The organism is Acinetobacter sp. SWBY1 (assembly GCF_002946595.1).
Taxonomy (GTDB): domain Bacteria; phylum Pseudomonadota; class Gammaproteobacteria; order Pseudomonadales; family Moraxellaceae; genus Acinetobacter; species Acinetobacter towneri.
This window is the reverse complement of sequence record NZ_CP026616.1, coordinates 2,517,749-2,536,420: the sequence shown is the minus strand read 5'-3', so window position 1 is coordinate 2,536,420 and position 18,672 is coordinate 2,517,749. Positions and strand designations below refer to the sequence as shown.

General features: G+C 41.9%; 20 protein-coding genes. 10 read left to right on the top strand and 10 right to left on the bottom strand.

Annotation, left to right across the window (positions count from 1 at the left end; all coding sequences use genetic code 11):
- Positions 1–12 precede the first annotated feature (12 nt).
- A complete protein-coding gene (locus tag C3Y93_RS12175; protein ID WP_026438537.1) occupies positions 13–870 on the bottom strand; it encodes a 23S rRNA (adenine(2030)-N(6))-methyltransferase RlmJ in 858 nt (285 codons plus the stop codon).
- Positions 871–986: 116 nt separating this feature from the next.
- Between C3Y93_RS12175 and C3Y93_RS12170 the strand changes: the two genes are divergently transcribed.
- Together C3Y93_RS12170 and C3Y93_RS12165 are read left to right on the top strand one after the other, a co-directional pair.
- A complete protein-coding gene (locus tag C3Y93_RS12170) occupies positions 987–1,589 on the top strand; it encodes a 2OG-Fe(II) oxygenase (RefSeq protein ID WP_104853047.1) in 603 nt (200 codons plus the stop codon).
- An 86-nt stretch (positions 1,590–1,675) separates the two neighbouring features.
- A complete protein-coding gene (locus C3Y93_RS12165) occupies positions 1,676–2,203 on the top strand; it encodes a hypothetical protein (RefSeq protein ID WP_019836939.1) in 528 nt (175 codons plus the stop codon).
- A 62-nt stretch (positions 2,204–2,265) separates the two neighbouring features.
- Here C3Y93_RS12165 and C3Y93_RS12160 read toward each other — a convergent pair whose 3' ends face one another.
- From C3Y93_RS12160 to C3Y93_RS12135, 6 genes are all read right to left on the bottom strand, one after another.
- A complete protein-coding gene (locus C3Y93_RS12160) occupies positions 2,266–2,523 on the bottom strand; it encodes a DUF2789 family protein (protein WP_026438086.1) in 258 nt (85 codons plus the stop codon).
- Between the two features lie 179 nt (positions 2,524–2,702).
- Positions 2,703–2,951 (bottom strand): DUF2789 family protein, encoded by a 249-nt coding sequence (locus C3Y93_RS12155; RefSeq protein WP_096901745.1) that lies wholly within the window; start codon positions 2,949–2,951, stop codon positions 2,703–2,705.
- A gap of 205 nt (positions 2,952–3,156) precedes the next feature.
- Positions 3,157–4,368 (bottom strand): YeeE/YedE family protein, encoded by a 1,212-nt coding sequence (locus C3Y93_RS12150; RefSeq protein WP_104853046.1) that lies wholly within the window; start codon positions 4,366–4,368, stop codon positions 3,157–3,159.
- Positions 4,369–4,608: 240 nt separating this feature from the next.
- Positions 4,609–5,595 carry a malate dehydrogenase gene (locus C3Y93_RS12145; protein ID WP_104853045.1) on the bottom strand — a complete coding sequence of 329 codons (987 nt, stop codon included), beginning with the start codon at positions 5,593–5,595 and terminating at the stop codon, positions 4,609–4,611.
- A 204-nt stretch (positions 5,596–5,799) separates the two neighbouring features.
- Positions 5,800–6,447 (bottom strand): ribonuclease T2 family protein, encoded by a 648-nt coding sequence (locus C3Y93_RS12140; protein ID WP_104853044.1) that lies wholly within the window; start codon positions 6,445–6,447, stop codon positions 5,800–5,802.
- A gap of 102 nt (positions 6,448–6,549) precedes the next feature.
- Positions 6,550–8,436 (bottom strand): lytic transglycosylase domain-containing protein, encoded by a 1,887-nt coding sequence (locus tag C3Y93_RS12135; protein ID WP_171287426.1) that lies wholly within the window; start codon positions 8,434–8,436, stop codon positions 6,550–6,552.
- A 358-nt stretch (positions 8,437–8,794) separates the two neighbouring features.
- Between C3Y93_RS12135 and miaB the strand changes: the two genes are divergently transcribed.
- Genes miaB through ybeY form a run of 3 tightly spaced genes read left to right on the top strand, consistent with a single transcriptional unit; the run spans position 8,795 to position 11,888 of the window.
- Positions 8,795–10,249, top strand: coding sequence for a tRNA (N6-isopentenyl adenosine(37)-C2)-methylthiotransferase MiaB (gene miaB / locus C3Y93_RS12130; RefSeq protein WP_004976194.1), 1,455 nt, complete (start codon positions 8,795–8,797; stop codon positions 10,247–10,249).
- Positions 10,250–10,288: 39 nt separating this feature from the next.
- Positions 10,289–11,362: a PhoH family protein gene (locus C3Y93_RS12125; protein ID WP_004976193.1), complete on the top strand. Its 1,074-nt coding sequence runs from the start codon at positions 10,289–10,291 to the stop codon at positions 11,360–11,362.
- A gap of 43 nt (positions 11,363–11,405) precedes the next feature.
- Positions 11,406–11,888 (top strand): rRNA maturation RNase YbeY, encoded by a 483-nt coding sequence (gene ybeY, locus C3Y93_RS12120; protein ID WP_104853042.1) that lies wholly within the window; start codon positions 11,406–11,408, stop codon positions 11,886–11,888.
- A 212-nt stretch (positions 11,889–12,100) separates the two neighbouring features.
- Here the strand turns inward: ybeY and C3Y93_RS12115 are convergent, their stop codons facing one another.
- Positions 12,101–12,958: an energy transducer TonB gene (locus tag C3Y93_RS12115; protein WP_213064886.1), complete on the bottom strand. Its 858-nt coding sequence runs from the start codon at positions 12,956–12,958 to the stop codon at positions 12,101–12,103.
- Between the two features lie 274 nt (positions 12,959–13,232).
- On the opposite strand from C3Y93_RS12115, the gene C3Y93_RS12110 reads away from it, so the two are divergent.
- From C3Y93_RS12110 to C3Y93_RS12090, 4 genes are all read left to right on the top strand, one after another.
- A complete protein-coding gene (locus tag C3Y93_RS12110; protein WP_104853292.1) occupies positions 13,233–13,907 on the top strand; it encodes a hypothetical protein in 675 nt (224 codons plus the stop codon).
- Between the two features lie 145 nt (positions 13,908–14,052).
- Complete coding sequence (locus C3Y93_RS12105) at positions 14,053–14,766, top strand: DUF3108 domain-containing protein (RefSeq protein WP_019836925.1); 714 nt, start codon at positions 14,053–14,055, stop codon at positions 14,764–14,766.
- 128 nt (positions 14,767–14,894) lie between these two features.
- Positions 14,895–15,470, top strand: a complete 576-nt coding sequence (locus tag C3Y93_RS12100) for a xanthine phosphoribosyltransferase (RefSeq protein WP_104853040.1) — start codon at positions 14,895–14,897, stop codon at positions 15,468–15,470.
- Between the two features lie 262 nt (positions 15,471–15,732).
- Positions 15,733–16,131, top strand: a complete 399-nt coding sequence (locus C3Y93_RS12090) for a hypothetical protein (RefSeq protein WP_104853039.1) — start codon at positions 15,733–15,735, stop codon at positions 16,129–16,131.
- A gap of 66 nt (positions 16,132–16,197) precedes the next feature.
- Here the strand turns inward: C3Y93_RS12090 and C3Y93_RS12085 are convergent, their stop codons facing one another.
- Positions 16,198–16,389 (bottom strand): hypothetical protein, encoded by a 192-nt coding sequence (locus C3Y93_RS12085; RefSeq protein WP_019836921.1) that lies wholly within the window; start codon positions 16,387–16,389, stop codon positions 16,198–16,200.
- Positions 16,390–16,678: 289 nt separating this feature from the next.
- Positions 16,679–17,275, bottom strand: coding sequence for an NAD(P)H:quinone oxidoreductase (gene wrbA / locus C3Y93_RS12080; protein ID WP_104853038.1), 597 nt, complete (start codon positions 17,273–17,275; stop codon positions 16,679–16,681).
- A 114-nt stretch (positions 17,276–17,389) separates the two neighbouring features.
- Between wrbA and C3Y93_RS12075 the strand changes: the two genes are divergently transcribed.
- Positions 17,390–18,637, top strand: a complete 1,248-nt coding sequence (locus tag C3Y93_RS12075; protein ID WP_104853037.1) for a YihY family inner membrane protein — start codon at positions 17,390–17,392, stop codon at positions 18,635–18,637.
- The last annotated feature ends 35 nt before the right edge of the window (positions 18,638–18,672 follow it).

The following is an 18,672-nucleotide window of genomic DNA, read 5'->3' as shown; positions in this document are numbered from 1 at the left end:
TATTTAAATTTTTTATTCGCCAACTAACCAACGCACTGCAGCATGTCCACCATGTTCTTGCATACGCAAGTGCGGGAACAACCATTGCAGGGCTTCATCTGCATCTTCAGAGAATTTCCATGGTGGATTAATCACCAATAAACCACAACCGTTTAAGCCCACAGGAGTATCGTCAGGCCACACACAAATTTCACAAATGAGTTGACGGCGAATACCTGTTTTAAACATTTTCTTTTCAAAACGTTCAATCATGGCGCGGTCTTTAATTGGATACCACACCGCAAATACGCCTGTTGGCCATTTTTTATGTGCAGCTGCCAATAATTCAACCAACTGAGGGAAATCTTTACGTTCCAATTCATACGGTGGATCAATCATCACCAAACCGCGTTTTTCTTTTGGTGGAATGACGCCCAATAAACCTTCGTAAGCATCACGCTCATGTAAACCTGCGCGTTTGTCACGAATGTTATGACGCAATTGCTGGAATACATCGCGCTGCATTTCAAAAATAGTTGCTTTGTCGATGTCACGCATACCTTGTAAAGCAAACCATGGCGAACCGGGATATGCACCTTGCCCATCCGTTTCACGCATTGCTTCAACCAGTTTTAAATACTGCTGTACGCCTTCTGGTGCCTGACGTTTGATTGAATCATCTAGTTTCACTAAACGATGAATACCATTTAAAAATTCGCCCGATTTTTGTGCAGGTGCTAAAGATAAGTCATATTTACCCGCACCGCCATGTGTATCGACATAGCGATAAGGTTTATCTTTGGCATTTAAACGTGTCAGAATTTGCAGCAATAAAACATGCTTCATGACATCGGCAAAGTTGCCCGCATGGAAATGGTGACGATAATTCATGTTTGGTTCATTCCTAAAATCAACCGACATTTTAGCATGAAAAAAAGTTTCATTCAGGAGCTTGTATTCCTCTAAAATAATCAGCTTGTCTTGCATTTTGTCTGAGTATCTATTTTATGGACGCCACACTGCTTCCAAAATCTTGGAATATTGATCAAATTCTTGAAGATTTAGATTTGCATGGTTTTGCCATGTTGGATGATGCCTATTCACCTGAATATCAACAACAAGTTCTCGCAGAGTGTAGTCAAAATTTAGATCAATTTCGTGAAGCAGCCATTCAAAATGGTGTGGTCAGCAAAATTCGCAGTGATCATATTTTATGGATTCACGAAAATTTAAGCATTGCACAACAACATACCCAAACTCTTTTGACTTTGGCCGAACAATTCAATCAGGCATTTTATTTAGGGATTCGTGAGGTCGAAGCGCATTTTGCCAGCTACCAAGCAGGTTCTTTTTATGCCTTGCACCGCGATAACCCACAACAAAAAAATGATCGGGTGATTTCTGCTGTCTATTATTTACACCCTGAATGGCAGACAGATTGGGGTGGACAACTACGTTTACAAGACAAACATGGAGCATGGCAAATTATAGAACCACGCCCAAATCGGATTGCAATTTTCCAAAGTGATTTATTGCACGAAGTTTTGCCTGCGACACAGCAACGTCTTTCCATTACCGCATGGCTACGCAGCGGCAATCAACTTTGGTAAAAACAGACCGCATTTTTCAGACTATTGGCTTTAAAACTGTAAATTTGCCCCGATGTAGAGCAAATATTGCTATCAGGAATTCACCCATGCGCAACTCGACTCAACAGCTTATTCAACGTATTGGGGAAACCGACCAACTTTTTTTACAAGGTAATACGCCTGAATTGGCATTAGAACGTGCCGATTTACGCTTACAATTGGTGAGTTTGAGCGAGTTACGCCAAGAACAGATTTACTTTTTGCAAGAAGCCATTGTGCTATTAGAACAAGGTCGGGTTGAATTTGAAGAAATGCCAGTGACGTTATATATCAATTTGTCTTTGCATTTGGCCAAAGCCTATATGATGTATTTTGAGCTGACCCGCGATGCAAAATACGCCTTAATTACCCAACAAATTTTAAAAGCCATGACTCATTATGCACATGGAGATATTTTCTTTTTCTTGGCTTATGCCAGCGCCAGTAAAAATGAAAGTGCACTGTGTCGCCACTGGTTAGGCAAGTACAGTAAAACTGCCGAATTTGATTTGGAACTCTTACAAATTCACCCTGCCTTTAACGCCTATCAAACCGAAGTCTGGTTTAAACAAATTCTCAAAAGCAGAATGCATTAAAAAAACGCCTCGTTCTGAGGCGTTTTTAATGAAAACATATTAAATATGACGATGACTTAAACCTAAACAGCTTGTAAACGATAAGCATCTAAATGCAATTGTTGATTGAGTTCATCAATCCAAATGGCCCAATCATCGTCTTGTACCAAATGACTGATTAAAAATTCACGTTGTGATTTATTCCAAAACGGCGCTTCATGTAAATTAATATGTGCAGGTAATTGATGCGTACGTACATACAGTTCAATGGCTGCAGGGCTGCTGGCTAAACCGAGTTGGCTGAATAACATGGCTAATGATGGAGTATTTTGCATGAGCACCTTGCCCCCTTTTATTAGTTTCGTTGTAATTCCTTATTCAACCAACTTATAACACTTTGTATAAAAAACCCAGTCTTCCGACTGGGTTTGTTGTATCTTTTTGTGAGCACGCAGTTTACTGGCGCTTTTTAGATGAAAAGTATTTGATTTAACTTAAAAACTTTTAACTTAAATACCGATTAAACACTCGGATGTTGATCACTATGTAATTGCTCATTTAAGGTTTCAATCACAATGGCCCAATCATCATCTTTTTTCCAATGGCTTTGCAAAAATTGGCGCTGCCCTTCCGTCCAAAACTCGGCACAGTGTAATTTGGTTTCTGCAGGTAATTGATGCTCACGAATAAATTGATCAATTGCTGCATCGTCAGCATCTAGACCCAATTGTTGAAATAACAGTTCTAAAGTCGGTTGTTGGTCAAACATGGCATCCTCCTTTGATTCGTCTTGTACTTTTAATGACCTTAACCTGCTTCGAGCCGCAATTCAGCAGCAGCCGAGTTGCAGCATGTTATTTTTTGTACGATGCGATATACCTAAAGCATCCCACTCAATATTCTTAACACGATGACAGGCAACAAAAAAGCCAGTCAATGTAAACCGACTGGCTTTCATCTACTTAAATTAAAAGTTAGCAACCTGTTAGTTTTTCAGGCTGTGGCTTTTCATTTGGAAAGAAGATTGGGCGCAATTTCACACCAATGGCATTCCCCATAAATGCAAATACTAGCCATAACCAACCATGCACACTGCCCGAAGCAATTCCGCTAAAGTATGCGCCAATGTTACAACCGTAGGCCAAACGTGCACCATAACCAAGTAATAAGCCACCTATAACAGCCGCAACCAGTGAACGGCGTGGAATATTAAAGTTCGGGGCAAATTTTCCAGCCAAACTTGCAGCAAGCAATGCACCCAACATAATGCCAAAATTCATCATCGAGGTAATGTCATGCCAAAGTGAATTGGCCAGAGCTTTAGCATTACCAGGTTGTTGCCAGTAATCCCAAGCACTCACATCCATTCCTGCAAAGGTCGCCACTTTTGCTGCCCAAACTGCAAGCGCAGAGGTTACACCCCACGGACGACCTGCCAAGGCCAAGGTAGCAAAGTTAAGCAGGGTTAAAATAATGCCGCCCCAAATCAACGGCCAAGGGCCTTTCAAGAAACGCTTCCAGCCGTGCTGCTGACTTTGTGGCTCTGCCTCTAAACTGCCATGGCGTTTCTTTTCAACCCATACTGTCACGGCTGCAATTAACGCAAAAATAATGAAACTCAACAGCAGCGCAGGAATCACCCCAAAGCTTTCCACAATAGATATGGGTGCTAAATGTGGCAGGTTAAACCACCAATCCAAATGTGATGTTGCAATCAACGAACCTAAGCAAAAGAAGAATAAGGTCACCAACATGCGGGCACTACCACCGCCAACGGTGTACAAAGCACCTGAAGCACAACCGCCACCCAATTGCATACCAATACCAAAAATAAAGGCACCAATCATGACTGACATGGAAACAGGATTTACATTACCTTTGACAGGATTTCCAAATAATTCACCTGCGCCTAAGGCAGGAAAAAATAGCAATACCGCCAAACCCAACATAATCATTTGGGCACGTAACCCACGCCCGCGCCCTTCTTTAATAAATACGCGCCAGCTAGAAGTAAAACCAAAAGAGGCGTGATACAACGTCATCCCCAAAGCACCGCCAATCAAAAATAACAGCGCTTGATTCAGACCAACAATTTGATAGGCACCCAAGGTAGCCACAATTAATAAGATAAAAGCCCCCCAAACCGAAACATTCGATCTTTGGGAAGCAGCAACAATAACAGACATGGAAGAGAGAATTTGAAAAAGGAAACCCGCGTATTCTACGCAATTTCCCCTACGCTGTAGGGCTGACTGCTTATTTTATCGCAGATAATTCATTCTTACATCTGATAACAAATATAAGTTAATTTGATTTACTGATCTTATTTTTATAAGAAATATGAGCATAAAAAATAAAAAGGCCAGTCAATAAAATTGACTGGCCTAACTCTTAATCGAGTTTTTAATTTAATCTAGAAGATTAAATTATTTAAGCATGTCAGCAATTGCTGCGCGTTCTTCTTCAAGTTCGTTTAACGTGAAGTTGATACGCTCACGGCTGAACTCGTCGATTTCAAGACCTTGAACGATTTTGTATTCGCCATTTTCGCAAGTTACAGGGAAACCGAACATTACGCCTTCAGGAATACCGTAAGAACCGTCAGAAGGAATACCCATAGTTACCCATTCGCCGTTTGTGCCAAGCGCCCAATCACGCATGTGGTCAATTGCAGCGTTTGCAGCAGATGCAGCAGAAGATAAACCACGTGCTTCGATGATCGCAGCGCCACGCTTACCAACTGTAGGAAGGAATACGTCTTTGTTCCATTCAGCATCGTTGATTTTGTCTTTTAAGCTTTCTCCATTTGCAGTTGCAAAACGGTAGTCAGCATACATTGTTGGAGAGTGGTTACCCCAAACTGTCATTGTTTTGATGTCAGAAACAGCAACGCCAGCTTTTTGAGCAAGTTGAGTTAACGCGCGGTTGTGGTCAAGACGTAACATTGCTGTGAAGTTTTTCGCTGGAAGATCTGGAGCAGATTTCATTGCGATGTAAGCATTCGTGTTCGCTGGGTTACCAACAACTAGAACTTTAACATCACGGCTAGCAACTTCGTTAAGTGCTTGACCTTGACCAATAAAGATTTCACCGTTTACTTTAAGAAGGTCAGCACGCTCCATACCAGGACCACGTGGACGAGAACCAACCAATAACGCGTAGTCAGCATCTTTAAATGCCACTTTAGGATCATCAGTACCGATCATGCCAGCCAATAATGGGAAAGCACAGTCGTCAAGTTCCATCATTACGCCTTTAAGCGCAGCTTGAGCTTTCTCAAAAGGAACTTCTAATAATTGAAGGATAACTGGTTGGTCTTTACCCAACATTTCACCGCTAGCGATACGGAATAATAGGCTGTAACCAATTTGACCAGCAGCGCCAGTAACGGCAACGCGAACAGGTTGCTTCATGTAATTATCTCCAATTGAGAGGATAGTCAATGCGATTAAATAGCTGTTCTATCTAATCTTAATAATCATAAACGCGAAAGATTGTACTCCAATCATTCAGCGGATGCATGCAAAAGCGCATCAAATTCCACAAAAGTCTGATAGAAAATATGAATAAAATTTCTCAAAAAGGTTAAAATTCAGAAATTACAGTCACCTAGCAAACTAGTAAGAACCTTTAATGACAAACTGATTCGGGCAATTTGATTCAATCGCTGCACCGCACTGCTTATAGCGTCCTGCGGTGTTATAACAAATTTTGATTTCAGTTAAATAACTTTTACCTTGATGGTTAGAGCACTGAAAATGCACGCTTTTTGATGACATACCTGAATTGGACTTGAGAAACAAACTCCGTAGTTGTGACAATTGCACCGTCTGCGTGTCTTGGCCTGTCAATACCGAAGGCACGTTCATCCGATCTGCATTATTAATAATCATGCGAAAATACTGACTGGCATTCATGGGCACACAGCCGCCAATACCTTGCCACAATTGTATCCGTGCAGCTTCATCAGGCATGACTCGCGCCACCACTTTAGCTTGTAAAGGCGGCAACTTCGCCGATGACTGAGTGCTGCACTCACGCGCAGCAACTTCAGGATATAAGCCTTCAATATTCAGTGAGTAGCCTTCTAAACATTTACGCTTTTTGCTTTTACTCGAATCAATTAAACACACGGCAGGCGTCATTTGCACAGACATCACATAACCTTGTACAGTAGCAGAAAATGCATTTTGCGTACATAAAACCAAAGCTGCACCGCTCAAGCTGAGCAATGTCACTTGAATTGGCTGTGAAGTTACACTCATCCACACTTTCAATGCTTGAGCCCCCTTGCTATTTACGCGCCCAATAATCTACAGATCTAACTACCAACACGATCATCAAGCTGTATCACTTATATATTTGCCTTAAGGTGTATTCCGCGATGGAATATGTTGCATACGACTACTCATCGATTGTCCACCCTGCCCCAACAACACACCATAATGTGTGGCATTGGTCATGACATGCTTGACATAGTCACGTGTTTCTAACAATGGAATACTCTCGGTATATTGGTCTGCAGCAATCGCTTGAAACTCGGGCTGCCAACGACGTGCACGGTTCGGCCCTGCGTTATATCCCGCTGTAGCAAGCACTGGACTATTGCTTAATTGTCTGTGAATCGTCGACAAATAAAATGTGCCATAACGAATATTGGTATTCATATCACTCAGCGCGGCAGGATTATAAGTTTCACCCATTTGTCGTGCAACCAGACGTGCCGTATCGGGCATGATTTGCATCAATCCACCTGCGCCGACATGTGAACGCGCAGTGGTATTAAAACGGCTTTCCTGACGCATCAATCCATAAGCCCAAGCGGGGTCAATACCTGCATTTTGACTGTGGCTTACCACATAATTACGATATGGCATGGCATAACGATAACTATAGTTGTGCTTATTCACAGTACGATCTGCTGCATAAATGGCACGATCATACCAACCCATATCGGTCGCACGCTTAGCCGCTGCTAAAATCAAACCATCATCCTGTCTTAAATACGCCTGACGTACCGCCCAGTTCCATTCACGGTTAACATAATTGGCAGGTGCATTAATTTCACGCAAGGCAAAGGCACGGTTAAAGTGAATATCCTGATTCAAACGCTGTAAGTCATGAGTACTTGGTTGTGTATTCGCAGGAATTGTGTTGTAAGTTTGCCCAAGACGATCTTTCGCCAACAAGTTGTGATAATCATCACCCTGTGCCAGTTTTTTATAAATATTTTGTGCACTACGTTTTGATGCTGCATCATTGCGTTGTTCTGAAGCACGCGCCAACCAATATTGCCAACGATCTTCCTGTTTTTGAGTCACGCTCATGCTGTCTACAGCACGAATCACACTTTCCCATGCGCCAAAACGAATCGCCTGACGGGCATAAATTTCTGCTTCTTCGGGACTAAAAGGTAAGCCATAACTGGCGTCTAAGGCACTTAACACTTCACGTTTAAAATTGTTTTTCATGACTGTAGTGCCGCCAATATATCCCACTGCACGATACAAGGCTTTTTGTACCTCTTCTGGCGTACCTTCTACACTACGTTTTAGTGAAGAAAGTGCCGAGTCTAAATCGCTATCGGCTAAACGTCCGATCGCATAAATAAGATAGGCATGGTCTTCGTTGCTTGCTTTAGGCGCAGACCACAAATAATTCAGTGGATTGGCTTGAATGCTGTTCAATTGTGCCAAACTGATATTCATACCTAAACTTTGCGCAGTCGCTAAAGCGAGTCCTGACTGCCCTGCACGCAATTGTGCCCATAAGCGTTGCTGCTTATCTTGCTGAGTCATTAACGGACTCGACAGCATCATCCGCCCCAAACCTGTACAAGATTCAGGTTGTGTACTGGTATTCAGCCATACATCTTTAAATTCCGCGACCACCAGAGGATCACCCGAACGGGTACGAACTTGTGCCATGGCACAGCTTTCGGCCTGATCGGCATTACTCACATAGGCAAGCACAGGTTGTGCACTGCTAAAATCGGCCTGTTTAACTTTTTCTTCGATGTAATCGGCTGCGAGTTTTTCTGCCATCGCTGATTGTGGATGGCGCTGTGCAAACTGAACAATTGCACTGGCAGGTTGCATGCCCAAATTGGTGTTCAATGCCCAGTATTCAGGATAGTAGCCCAAAACATCATTTTGCATGGCGTATTGATACTGCTGCAATAAATCGACATCACCTGAATTGGCGGCACGTAACGCATCATTGAACTGTTCATTTGCCGCATGCGTACTTGCCATGACTGCAAACGAAACAAGGCTCAAAGCAAGCTTTTTAGCTAAATTATTATTTTGTTTCATCATTTGCAGCATTCGCTTGCTTTCGGTCATTTACTTCCGCCTCGAGGTCCGCATCTCATCTTTAGGTTTAGTTTAATTAGTCTAGAACCGCAGTTGTGTTCTGTTATGTAACCTTCTGATTAGACACTATTAATCTTACAACTCATGTTCAAACAAATTTCTTCATATTTCAATCAGCTGTTGTGCTGATTTAAGGCTGTCAGTTTAGCGTGAATTCCTGCTAAAATATGCGCCTTTCTTTTGTCTAATGACGTTTATTTTTATAAACGATTTAGTGAACTATCTCTTAGGAGCCTACATGACGGTTCAAACCTTCATCCCCAATGGTGCCCAAGCTGCCTCAGAAAACACTGTTACCCAGCCACAGCACACCCCAGCCGACGGTTCAGTCAAAAAACTGTATATCGAAACGCAAGGGTGTCAGATGAATGAGTATGACAGTCACCGTATGGCAGATCTTTTAGGCGATTCTCACGGCTATGTACTGACCAGCAACCCTGCTGATGCCGATATTCTGCTCATGAACACCTGTTCGATTCGTGAAAAAGCGCAGGAAAAGGTGTTTTCTGAATTAGGTCGCTGGCGTAAGCTGAAAGAAAAAAATCCTGATTTGGTGATTGGCGTAGGCGGTTGCGTCGCTTCTCAGGAAGGCGACAACATTCAAAAGCGTGCCCCATATGTGGATATGATTTTTGGTCCACAAACCTTGCACCGTTTGCCACAAATGCTTGATCAACACCACGATCAGGTCGAAAAACCAAAGAAAGAAAAAATCAAACTGGTGGATATTTCTTTCCCAGACATCGAAAAATTCGACTTTTTACCTGAACCGCGTGTTGAAGGGTTTAAAGCTTTTGTGTCGATTATGGAAGGCTGTTCAAAATACTGTTCTTTCTGCGTAGTGCCTTACACGCGCGGTGAAGAAGTTTCACGTCCTTTAGATGATGTCTTAGCTGAAATTGCGACTTTGGCCGAAAAAGGCGTGCGTGAAATTAGCTTGCTCGGTCAAAACGTAAATGGCTATCGCGGTGAAACTTTTGACGGTAAAATTTGTACTTTTGCCGATTTACTGCGTTTGGTTGCCGAAGTGCCTGGCATTGGTCGTATTCGTTACACCACGTCGCACCCACTTGAATTTAATGATGATTTAATTCAATGCTACCGTGATTTACCGCAAATGGTGTCGCATTTACACTTGCCTGTACAAAGTGGCTCGAACGATGTGCTACAAGCCATGAAACGTAACCACACCATTGATGTGTATATCGACAAGATTGCCAAATTACGTAAAGTGCGCCCAGATATGCATTTATCTAGCGATTTTATTATTGGCTTCCCTGGTGAAACCGATCAAAACTTTGAAGAAACTTATCAGTTTATTCAAGATATGGATTTTGACCACTCGTACAGTTTCATCTATTCAAAACGTCCAGGTACGCCTGCATCTGAACTTGAAGACACCACACCTGAAGATGTGAAAAAAGAACGTTTAGCCAAAGTTCAACAATGGATCAAACAATCAAGTATTGATAAGACCGATGCCATGCTGGGTACGGTGCAACGTGTCCTGATTGAAAATGTTTCTGACAAAGATCCAAACATTTTGGTCGGCACAGCAGACAATACACGTTTAGTAACATTTATTGGTGACCCAGCTTGGGTCGGACGCTTTGCGGAGATTGAGATTACCGAGATTAAAACTTTGAATTTAGTTTACGGTGAACTCTTGAATCTTGAGCCTGACGTGGCGTAATGTAGGAGCTAAAGTCCAATAACAGATTAAGGAATTCTCTTGACTGCAGCGATTCGACGTACAGTAACTTTTCCTGGCATTTCAATGGAACGTCTAAAAAGCATGCTCGGTGCTTATAACGGACATTTGAAACAAATCGAACAACGTCTAGACGTCCAAATTTCTCATCGTGGTGACGCCTTTTTTATAGATGGGGAAATTGATGCAGTGGAGCGAGCCGAAACGCTCTTGCAACGCCTGCATGAAGAAGCGGAAAGCTCTGCACAAATTAGTGCAGACACGCTCCACATGATGATTCAGGGCAGTCAGACTGACCGTGAATTACAGTCAGATGATGGGCAAGAGCATACTGGATTGGATGCTGTTTGGTTGCAAACCCGCAAAGGGCGAATTAATCCACGCGGTGCCAACCAAAAGCGTTATGTGCAACGTATTTTGCAAAGTGATATTTCATTTGGTATTGGCCCTGCAGGTACGGGTAAAACCTATTTGGCTGTTGCCGCTGCCGTAGATATGTTGGAACGTAATGAAATCCAACGGATTCTATTGGTGCGCCCTGCGGTTGAAGCGGGTGAAAAACTGGGCTTCTTACCGGGTGATTTAACCCAGAAAATTGACCCGTATTTGCGTCCCCTTTATGATGCCCTGTATGAAATGCTCGGCTTTGAAAAAGTTGCTAAGCTGATTGAACGTCAAGTGATTGAAGTTGCACCACTGGCGTATATGCGTGGTCGTACCCTCAACCACTCTTTTGTGATTTTGGATGAAGCCCAGAACACCACGCCTGAACAGATGAAGATGTTCCTGACCCGTTTAGGGTTTGGTTCACGTGCAGTGATTACCGGTGATGTGACTCAGGTGGATTTACCACGTGGTCAGCAGTCTGGTCTGGCACATGCCTTACGTGTGATTGATAAAATCCCTGAAATTCATATTACTCGTTTCCATTCTCGTGATGTCGTGCGTCACCAGCTGGTTCAGAAAATTGTTGAAGCCTATGAAGGCTGGGACAGTGAGCAACAGCGTTTAAGTGCCGAAGCGCGTGCAGAACGTAAAGCGCGCCAGGAAGCATTAATTGCGGAAAATGATGCCGCAGCAGATGCACAGCACTAATCGCTGTGCGCTCTGCAACCTACTGAAGTATTAAGGATTCATTTTGAAATTAAGTCTCAGCCTGCAACAGGACATTCAAGCGCCTGAGCTGGTGTTAAAACGTGCCTATCTGAAAAAAGTAGTCAAAACCACTTTAAGACATATAGACACCCAAAGTGATTGTGAAATTGGAATTGCCTGTGTCGATCATGCCGAAAGTCACAAGCTCAATCTGGAATATCGCAAAAAAGACAAATCTACCAACGTCTTGTCTTTCCCAAGCGATTTACCCGATGAAATGGCACAAGTTTTGCCGAGCTTCCCTATTGGGGATTTGGTAATTTGTATTCCTGTGGTTTTACAGGAAGCTGCAGAACAAGCCAAAACACCATTAGCGCATTTCACTCACATGCTAGTACATGGCACGCTGCACCTTATGGGCTATGATCATGAAACCTCAGATGAGGATGCCGAAGAAATGGAAGCTTTAGAAGTTGAGATTCTTGCCAAGTTGGGTTTGGATAATCCATACATGGAAAGAGATTGAATTTTAAGTTTTAGAAAATCATAAAAATAGCGGGCTAAGGCTCGCTTTTTTGTTTAAAACTACTCCCTCCCAATGGGAGGGAGAACATTCATTAGAGTCCCATGATTGCTAAATACCAGAAGAACATTGCTGCGTAAAGCAGAGAGTAGATTCTTGTTACTTGTCCACAAAGTCCTCTCTCCCTTTGAGAGAGAGCCAGAGAGAGGGAAAAACTAGCGCACCTCAAACTCAGCTTCAGCAGGGTCAAAACGCCACGTCCGTACAATCCGCAATTCAGAAATATCTTTCATTTTGGCATCAAATGCACCAAAAGGTGCGGCTTTACGCACCGAAGCTTTGGCTGCTTCATCTAGCATGGCATGTCCTGAACTTTCAATTAAACGAATGGCACGAATCCCACCATTGTTGTTCAAAATCACCATTAAACGTACTTCGCCTGCCAAATTCTGTGCTTTGGCTTGTTCTGGATAATAACGGTTACCATAAAATTCGACTTTTTGACGGAATTTTTCCATATAACCAGCGGTGTTGTCTTGCTTGGCCTGAATCCCATCGATGGTTTTAATTTTTTGCTGACGGCTAAAATTTTGTTGGCGCTGTAAATATTGCGCTTCAATACTGGCAACCATGGCCGCCTTAGCTTGAAATTGACTATTCAACTCCTGCATAGCTTTTTTGCGTTGATTTTCTGCCGCCTGTTTCTGCCAACTGAGCGTGGTCATCAACACTTTTTCTTCAAAGTCTAATTCGCGCTGTTGCTGCATACGCTCTAAACTTTCCAATTCCTGCTCCCCTGCACTTTGTTCGGTCATGGGCGCAGGCATGTCACTCGAGATGCGATGTTGTTCACGGAATGTACCTGAACCTTGCTGGTCGGCTTGAGCTAAGAAATCTGCATCTTCAACTTTTGCATCGCTCATGCGTACCGATACTGCAATTTCCTTGACCGCAGCATCGCTTTGTTGTGGTGCAGCAAACTGCACGGCCAAAATTAATGCGTGCAGTACAGCAGCCACCAACAACGCTGCAGCAAAAATAGGATCTTTCCACCAATCTTGCGTAGAAGGCATCAATTGAATTTTTTTTAGCATCACATTAATCCGACAAAAAGTCTGATTCCCCAAGCCGCCAAATGCGGTATAAACTAAAGAGCATTATAATTTTGCTCAGTTTTTGCTTTAATGCAAAACTGCAAAGTTCATCAAAAACTGACTACTGAGCCTTAAATCTTAAAAATGGTGCAACTTATTTTGCTAAACTGCAAGCTTCTATGCCTGTATTTTTAATACAATTCGACAAAATATTTGTATCTGTAAAGAATAAATGACCGACTTGGACAGCCGTATGCAAACCCTGATCACCAATATCTCTCAACGTATCCGTCAAGTGTACCAAAAAGCTGAAGGATTTATTGAGGATGAACGTGAAATTCCATTATCTCAGGTCTTTTTAAATGCGACTTTTCAACGCTTTGTGACTGATAATGTGAAAATGTTGCAAGATCTGCATGCAGACTTACACGACGATTGGTTACGTCTTTACGCAACTCTAGATTATAACGGTTTGAATATTACTCTATCTGTCGATTTAAAATTGGTGCTGATGGAATTGAATAAAGATACTCAGCTCATCGTGTTTGAACAAATTAGTGACACGCAGGTCATTGAGGCGAGTTATCCAAGCTTTTTACATAAAATCGCAGTTAAGTGTGCTTTATTTTACTATCAAAAAATACGCAATGATGACCCTTTGGGCATGATTTTGGAAAAACTCAAAGTTATTAAAGTCAAAGATGATTTACTGCATTTAGACTTAAATCGCTGGTTAGGTCAAAACCGCTCTATCATTGATACACTCAGTAAAGTTCATGTGAATCATGCGGTATTACGCGAAGCGGAATTGGTCCTGACTGGCAACGTCAATTTGACCGCATTGTTCCGCAAAATGTCCGAAGAAAAACTAGATAATGTGGAAGACTCTCTTGCAGATACCCAAGTCACACCGCTGAAACAAAAATAAAGCGAGACTAAAACTTTGCAAGAGAATTCGTACAGGAAAACGACACTTACCGCATATTTCCTAATATTCTCTTCATATTCAACACCTATAATGGCAGTAAGCAAGTAAATTGCATCTCCCTATTTACAGAGGAAATATCTCAGCAATGGCAAATCATGTATTAAAAAAAATGGGTATGGCAGCCAGTGTGTCTACAGCACTGTTCATGGCTGGTTTCTCTAGCCAAACATTTGCCATGAGTCCTTTCCAAGCCAGTTATCAATTTAACTACAATGGTAAGAACTTAGGTTCTGCAACACGAACTTTAAGCAAAACAGGTAACCAATGGAGTTATGTGTTTGCTGCTAAAGCTGGCGTAATCGCTTCTGCCACAGAAACTAGTCGTTTTAGTTTTAATGATGGCAAAATTGGCTCATCTAGCTTCAGCCGCAGCAGTAAGATTTTGGTTCATAACAATACCATGAGTATTAATTTCAATCCTTCGGCGAAAACTATTAACACCAAAAAGGACGGCGATACACGTTCTTTTGCGTGGAAAGCGGGCGTGTTGGATGAGTTGAATGCAGAGCTGCAAATCCGTGAAGATTTAAAAAGTGGCGGTTTAAAATCGAGCTACTATATTGCCGACCATAGCGAGGTTGAATCACGTCGCTTTATTAAACAAGGTGCCGAAAAGATCAAAACCAATTACGGTACTTTTGACACGATTAAAGTGGTGCTAAAACACAACAAACCGAACCGTGATACGATTTTCTGGTTGGCACCTAAACTTGACTACTTGCCTGTAAAAGTCACCCACCAAGACAAAGACAAGTCTTATGGCTTATTGCTCACAGGCTATAAAGGTCCAACCAGCTAATTTAGAATATAGTGGCTGAGCACAGCATGGCAGCTATTCACCCTTTGGTAAATTCTTCTTGCATTTTTTCAGGTGCTTTTTAAAATACGCTTTTGCTTTAAAAAGCACCTGCCCTTGAGGATTCTCCCGTGCATGCAGTTGAACAGAAAATTTTAGCCGAAGGTATCGTTCTATCCGAAGCGGTTCTAAAAGTCGATTCTTTCTTAAACCATCAAATTGACCCAGTGATGATGCAGCAAATTGGTCAAGAATTTGCGCGTTTGTTTAAAGATTCAGGCATCACCAAAATTATTACTATCGAAGCTTCTGGCATCGCACCAGCTGTGATGGCAGGTTTAGAACTTGGCGTACCTGTCATTTTTGCACGTAAATATCAATCGTTAACCTTAAAAGATGATTTATACCGCTCTAAAGTATTTTCATTTACCAAGCAAACTGAGAGTACGATTGCCATTTCAAACAAACATATTAGCGCTAGCGACAAAGTCTTGGTAATTGATGACTTTTTGGCAAATGGTCAAGCTGCACTCGGTTTAGCAGATTTAATCCATCAAGCCAATGCAGAAGTCGTGGGTATTGGGATTGTGATTGAAAAGTCATTCCAGCCGGGTCGTGAATTATTGCTTGAAAAAGGCTATCGCGTTGAATCATTGGCACGAGTAAAGTCTTTGGCAAACGGTACAGTTGAATTTGTACGCGATTAAGGTCGATGAAAACTGATGTTGGTTCATCATTTAAACCCGATGATCAAAGAGTGCTTAGGCGCTCTTTTTTTTATGCTTTTTTTAAACTTAAACAACTCATTTACATATATTTTATTTACAAAACTGTGATGCTACGCCATGCTGCACTTGAAATAACAGTGATTCAGCAGTCTAGTTTTTCTGATTGCAGCTCTAGACAGCACTTTTTAGATCGTCTGCGTGCATTGATGCATGCGGCATGAGCATAAGGCAATTTACAGTCATGACACAAGACAATCCGTTGATGCAACACAGTATCACCTGTCCGAAATGTGGTTCAACTCAAGTTGAAAAACGCAACCATGAACAAAACTTACAAAAAATTGGTGGCGTGTTATTAGGCTCTGCAGGTACGGCAGCAGGTACAGTAGGCGGCGCAGCTTCAGGAGCTTCTATTGGTGCGGCAATCGGTACTGCCGCAGGACCATTGGGCGTAATTATGGGCGGCACGATTGGCACGTTTGTCGGGGCAATTAGTGTGGGAATCACAGGCGGTTTTCTTGGGCATCGCTTTGGTAAAAAAGCAGGTGTAATTGTCGATCAGAATATTTTTCTGGATTTTCAATGCCTCAAGTGCAAACACCGCTTTAAAGAAAAAATTCAAACAGCCAAGCAACTCTAAATAGCCCTAAATCAATTTCAAAAAAAGTGCTGCACATGGCAGCACTTTTTTTGATTACATCTTTTTTTATTTTGCAGTACTGCTTGCAGAAGTCATCACAGGCTTTTCTGCCGCTAAATACTGTGCTTCCGCAGCTTGTTTTTCAATACGTTGTTCTTCTGGAAAGCTCAGAGTATGCACAATTTCAGTCGCTGCAACACTCGACCATGAATATCCTAAACTCAATAGACTTAACCCAATCAGCACCCACTTATTCATTTTCACTTTTCCTCAATCTCTCATTTTTACAGCAGTCCGTTGTGCTCAATACATCTGTCTGCACAAAAAATGCTGCGTGAACCGTGACAGAAAACTCTGCTTTTAAAGCGGTTATTAGACGTGAAAAGAAAAAAACTGAATATCACTGCAAATAGTGATTTTAAGTGAAAAGTGAACTTATTTTTAGCAGGCTCAATGCTACATAAGCCAATCGAATTTAAGAAAAAAAAAGATAAAAGCGTAAAACGATATCCACATTTTACGCTTCATTTTGATCAAAAAAAGAATCTCACATGCCCTGTAATTTTTTTACCATTTCACCTAGGCGTTGTCCTTGCGCTTCACAGAGGGTTTTTTCATCCTGACTCAACGCCTGATCGTGGCGTGGGCCGCTCACATGCGTTGCACCATACGGTGTACCACCAGTTTTGGTATTCGATAAAGCAGGATGCGCATTATGCAGTCCCATAATCATCATCCCGTGGTGAAACAATGGCGGCAACATGGTCAATAAGGTACTTTCCTGTCCCCCATGCATCGAACCCGAAGAGGTAAAAACACAGGCAGGTTTATTATGCAATGCGCCATTCAGCCAGAGACTGGTGGTTTGATCCCAGAAATATTTCATTTCTGATGCCATATTGCCAAAGCGTGTAGGCGAACCCAAAGCTAAACCTGCACAATTTGCTAAGTCGTCTAAAGTGCAATAAATATCTCCTTCGGCAGGAATACTTGGCTCGGCTTGTTGCACCACGGTAGAGATATTGGGCACAGTTCTAATTTTAACGGGCATGCCACTGGCTTCTACCCCGTTGGCAATTAAATGTGCCATTTCTTTGGTAGAACCATATTTACTAAAGTACAAAACTAGAATATATGCTTGCATCATGCTAAGAAATCAGACTAAAAATGAAAACTATACGGTATTTTGCTGCTTTTTTGGTTAAGCTTAACCATGAAAACAGATAAAGATGATTAAAAAAGTTGAGACAGCCACTGTATGATCGTTGAATATTTAAAGAAACTGCCTTTTTATGACAAACAATGGTTTCAATTTGTCTTATTTGTGCTGCGTCGCTTTGAAGCAGATCGCTGCCGTGAACAAGCAGGCTCTTTAACCTACACTACCCTGTTTGCCGTTGTACCTATGCTCACTGTATTTTTGGTAATCATCTCATCCATTAAGGCACTCGAACCCGCACGGCAACAATTACAACAATTGATTTACAGCAATTTTTTACCTAAAACCACCATCGCCTTTGATAAAGCCCTAAATGCCTTTACCGAAAAATCCAGTAATTTAACGGTCATTGGTATTTTGTTTTTATTTGTGACCACGGTGATGATGCTGACCAGTATTGAAACTGTGTTTAACCGAATATGGCGGGTGAAGGAAACCCGTGGCGGCATTGTAGGTTTTATGCGTTATTGGACCATCATTTCATTAGGTCCTATTTTACTGGGCAGTGCTTTTGTCATTTCCTCAACTTTGGCTTCTATGAATGTGCTGAGTAATAACTTTGCAGGTTATGAACTCAATGGTGCATTTATTTTATGGCTGATTTCATTTGCACTGACCATTTTGGGTTTTTTTATTCTGAACTGGACCATTCCCAACCGCAGCGTACCCATTAAAGCAGCATTAATTGCAGGAATATTCAGTGCTGTTGTATTTGAATGTTTGAAAAACCTGTTTGGTTTTATTATGTCCAACTTCACCAGTTATGAAATTATTTATGGTGCATTTGCTGCCGTACCTATTTTCTTACTGTGGATTTTTCTGTCTTGGAATATTGTGCTTTTGGGTGTTGAAATTAGTTTTGCCCTGACCGCTTTTGAAGCCAGACGCGAGAAAAAATGCCACCCGTTGCTCATGTTACTGGACTTGCTGGAATTGTTTTACAAAAAACAAATGCGCGGAGAAAGTGTCACTGAAGCTGAAGCCTTAGATGTATTGGGACGTAATGAAATTGGGCGCTGGCCGTCTTATGTGCGAATGCTAGAACAACAAAACTTGATTAAACGTACAGAAAATGATGAATTTGTGTTGGTGCGTAATCTATCTCAGGTAGATTTTTGGAGCTTTTATTCACAGTTACCGTATTCGTTGCCACGTCGTCAGGACTTGACCAATGTTTATACTCATGATGAATGGATGCAAAAACTCGGCCCCATACTCAATGAAACCGATGACTATTTAGCTGCCAAGTTGTCGATTCCGCTTTCTAAGATTTTTGAAACGAAGTAATTGCTCATCTAGAACATTTCAATTTTTGGCACAAA

Bases quoted from the DNA above. Each gene is read 5' to 3' on its own strand.
- C3Y93_RS12175 (WP_026438537.1), bottom strand. From the start codon at position 870: ATGAATTATCGTCACCATTTCCATGCGGGCAACTTTGCCGATGTCATG.
- C3Y93_RS12170 (WP_104853047.1), top strand. From the start codon at position 987: ATGGACGCCACACTGCTTCCAAAATCTTGGAATATTGATCAAATTCTT.
- C3Y93_RS12165 (WP_019836939.1), top strand. From the start codon at position 1,676: ATGCGCAACTCGACTCAACAGCTTATTCAACGTATTGGGGAAACCGAC.
- C3Y93_RS12155 (WP_096901745.1), bottom strand. From the start codon at position 2,951: ATGTTTGACCAACAACCGACTTTAGAACTGTTATTTCAACAATTGGGT.
- C3Y93_RS12150 (WP_104853046.1), bottom strand. From the start codon at position 4,368: ATGTCTGTTATTGTTGCTGCTTCCCAAAGATCGAATGTTTCGGTTTGG.
- C3Y93_RS12145 (WP_104853045.1), bottom strand. From the start codon at position 5,595: ATGAAGCAACCTGTTCGCGTTGCCGTTACTGGCGCTGCTGGTCAAATT.
- C3Y93_RS12140 (WP_104853044.1), bottom strand. From the start codon at position 6,447: ATGAGTGTAACTTCACAGCCAATTCAAGTGACATTGCTCAGCTTGAGC.
- C3Y93_RS12135 (WP_171287426.1), bottom strand. From the start codon at position 8,436: ATGGCAAGTACGCATGCGGCAAATGAACAGTTCAATGATGCGTTACGT.
- miaB (WP_004976194.1), top strand. From the start codon at position 8,795: ATGACGGTTCAAACCTTCATCCCCAATGGTGCCCAAGCTGCCTCAGAA.
- C3Y93_RS12115 (WP_213064886.1), bottom strand. From the start codon at position 12,958: ATGCCTTCTACGCAAGATTGGTGGAAAGATCCTATTTTTGCTGCAGCG.
- C3Y93_RS12110 (WP_104853292.1), top strand. From the start codon at position 13,233: ATGCAAACCCTGATCACCAATATCTCTCAACGTATCCGTCAAGTGTAC.
- C3Y93_RS12105 (WP_019836925.1), top strand. From the start codon at position 14,053: ATGGCAAATCATGTATTAAAAAAAATGGGTATGGCAGCCAGTGTGTCT.
- C3Y93_RS12090 (WP_104853039.1), top strand. From the start codon at position 15,733: ATGACACAAGACAATCCGTTGATGCAACACAGTATCACCTGTCCGAAA.
- C3Y93_RS12085 (WP_019836921.1), bottom strand. From the start codon at position 16,389: ATGAATAAGTGGGTGCTGATTGGGTTAAGTCTATTGAGTTTAGGATAT.
- wrbA (WP_104853038.1), bottom strand. From the start codon at position 17,275: ATGCAAGCATATATTCTAGTTTTGTACTTTAGTAAATATGGTTCTACC.
- C3Y93_RS12075 (WP_104853037.1), top strand. From the start codon at position 17,390: ATGATCGTTGAATATTTAAAGAAACTGCCTTTTTATGACAAACAATGG.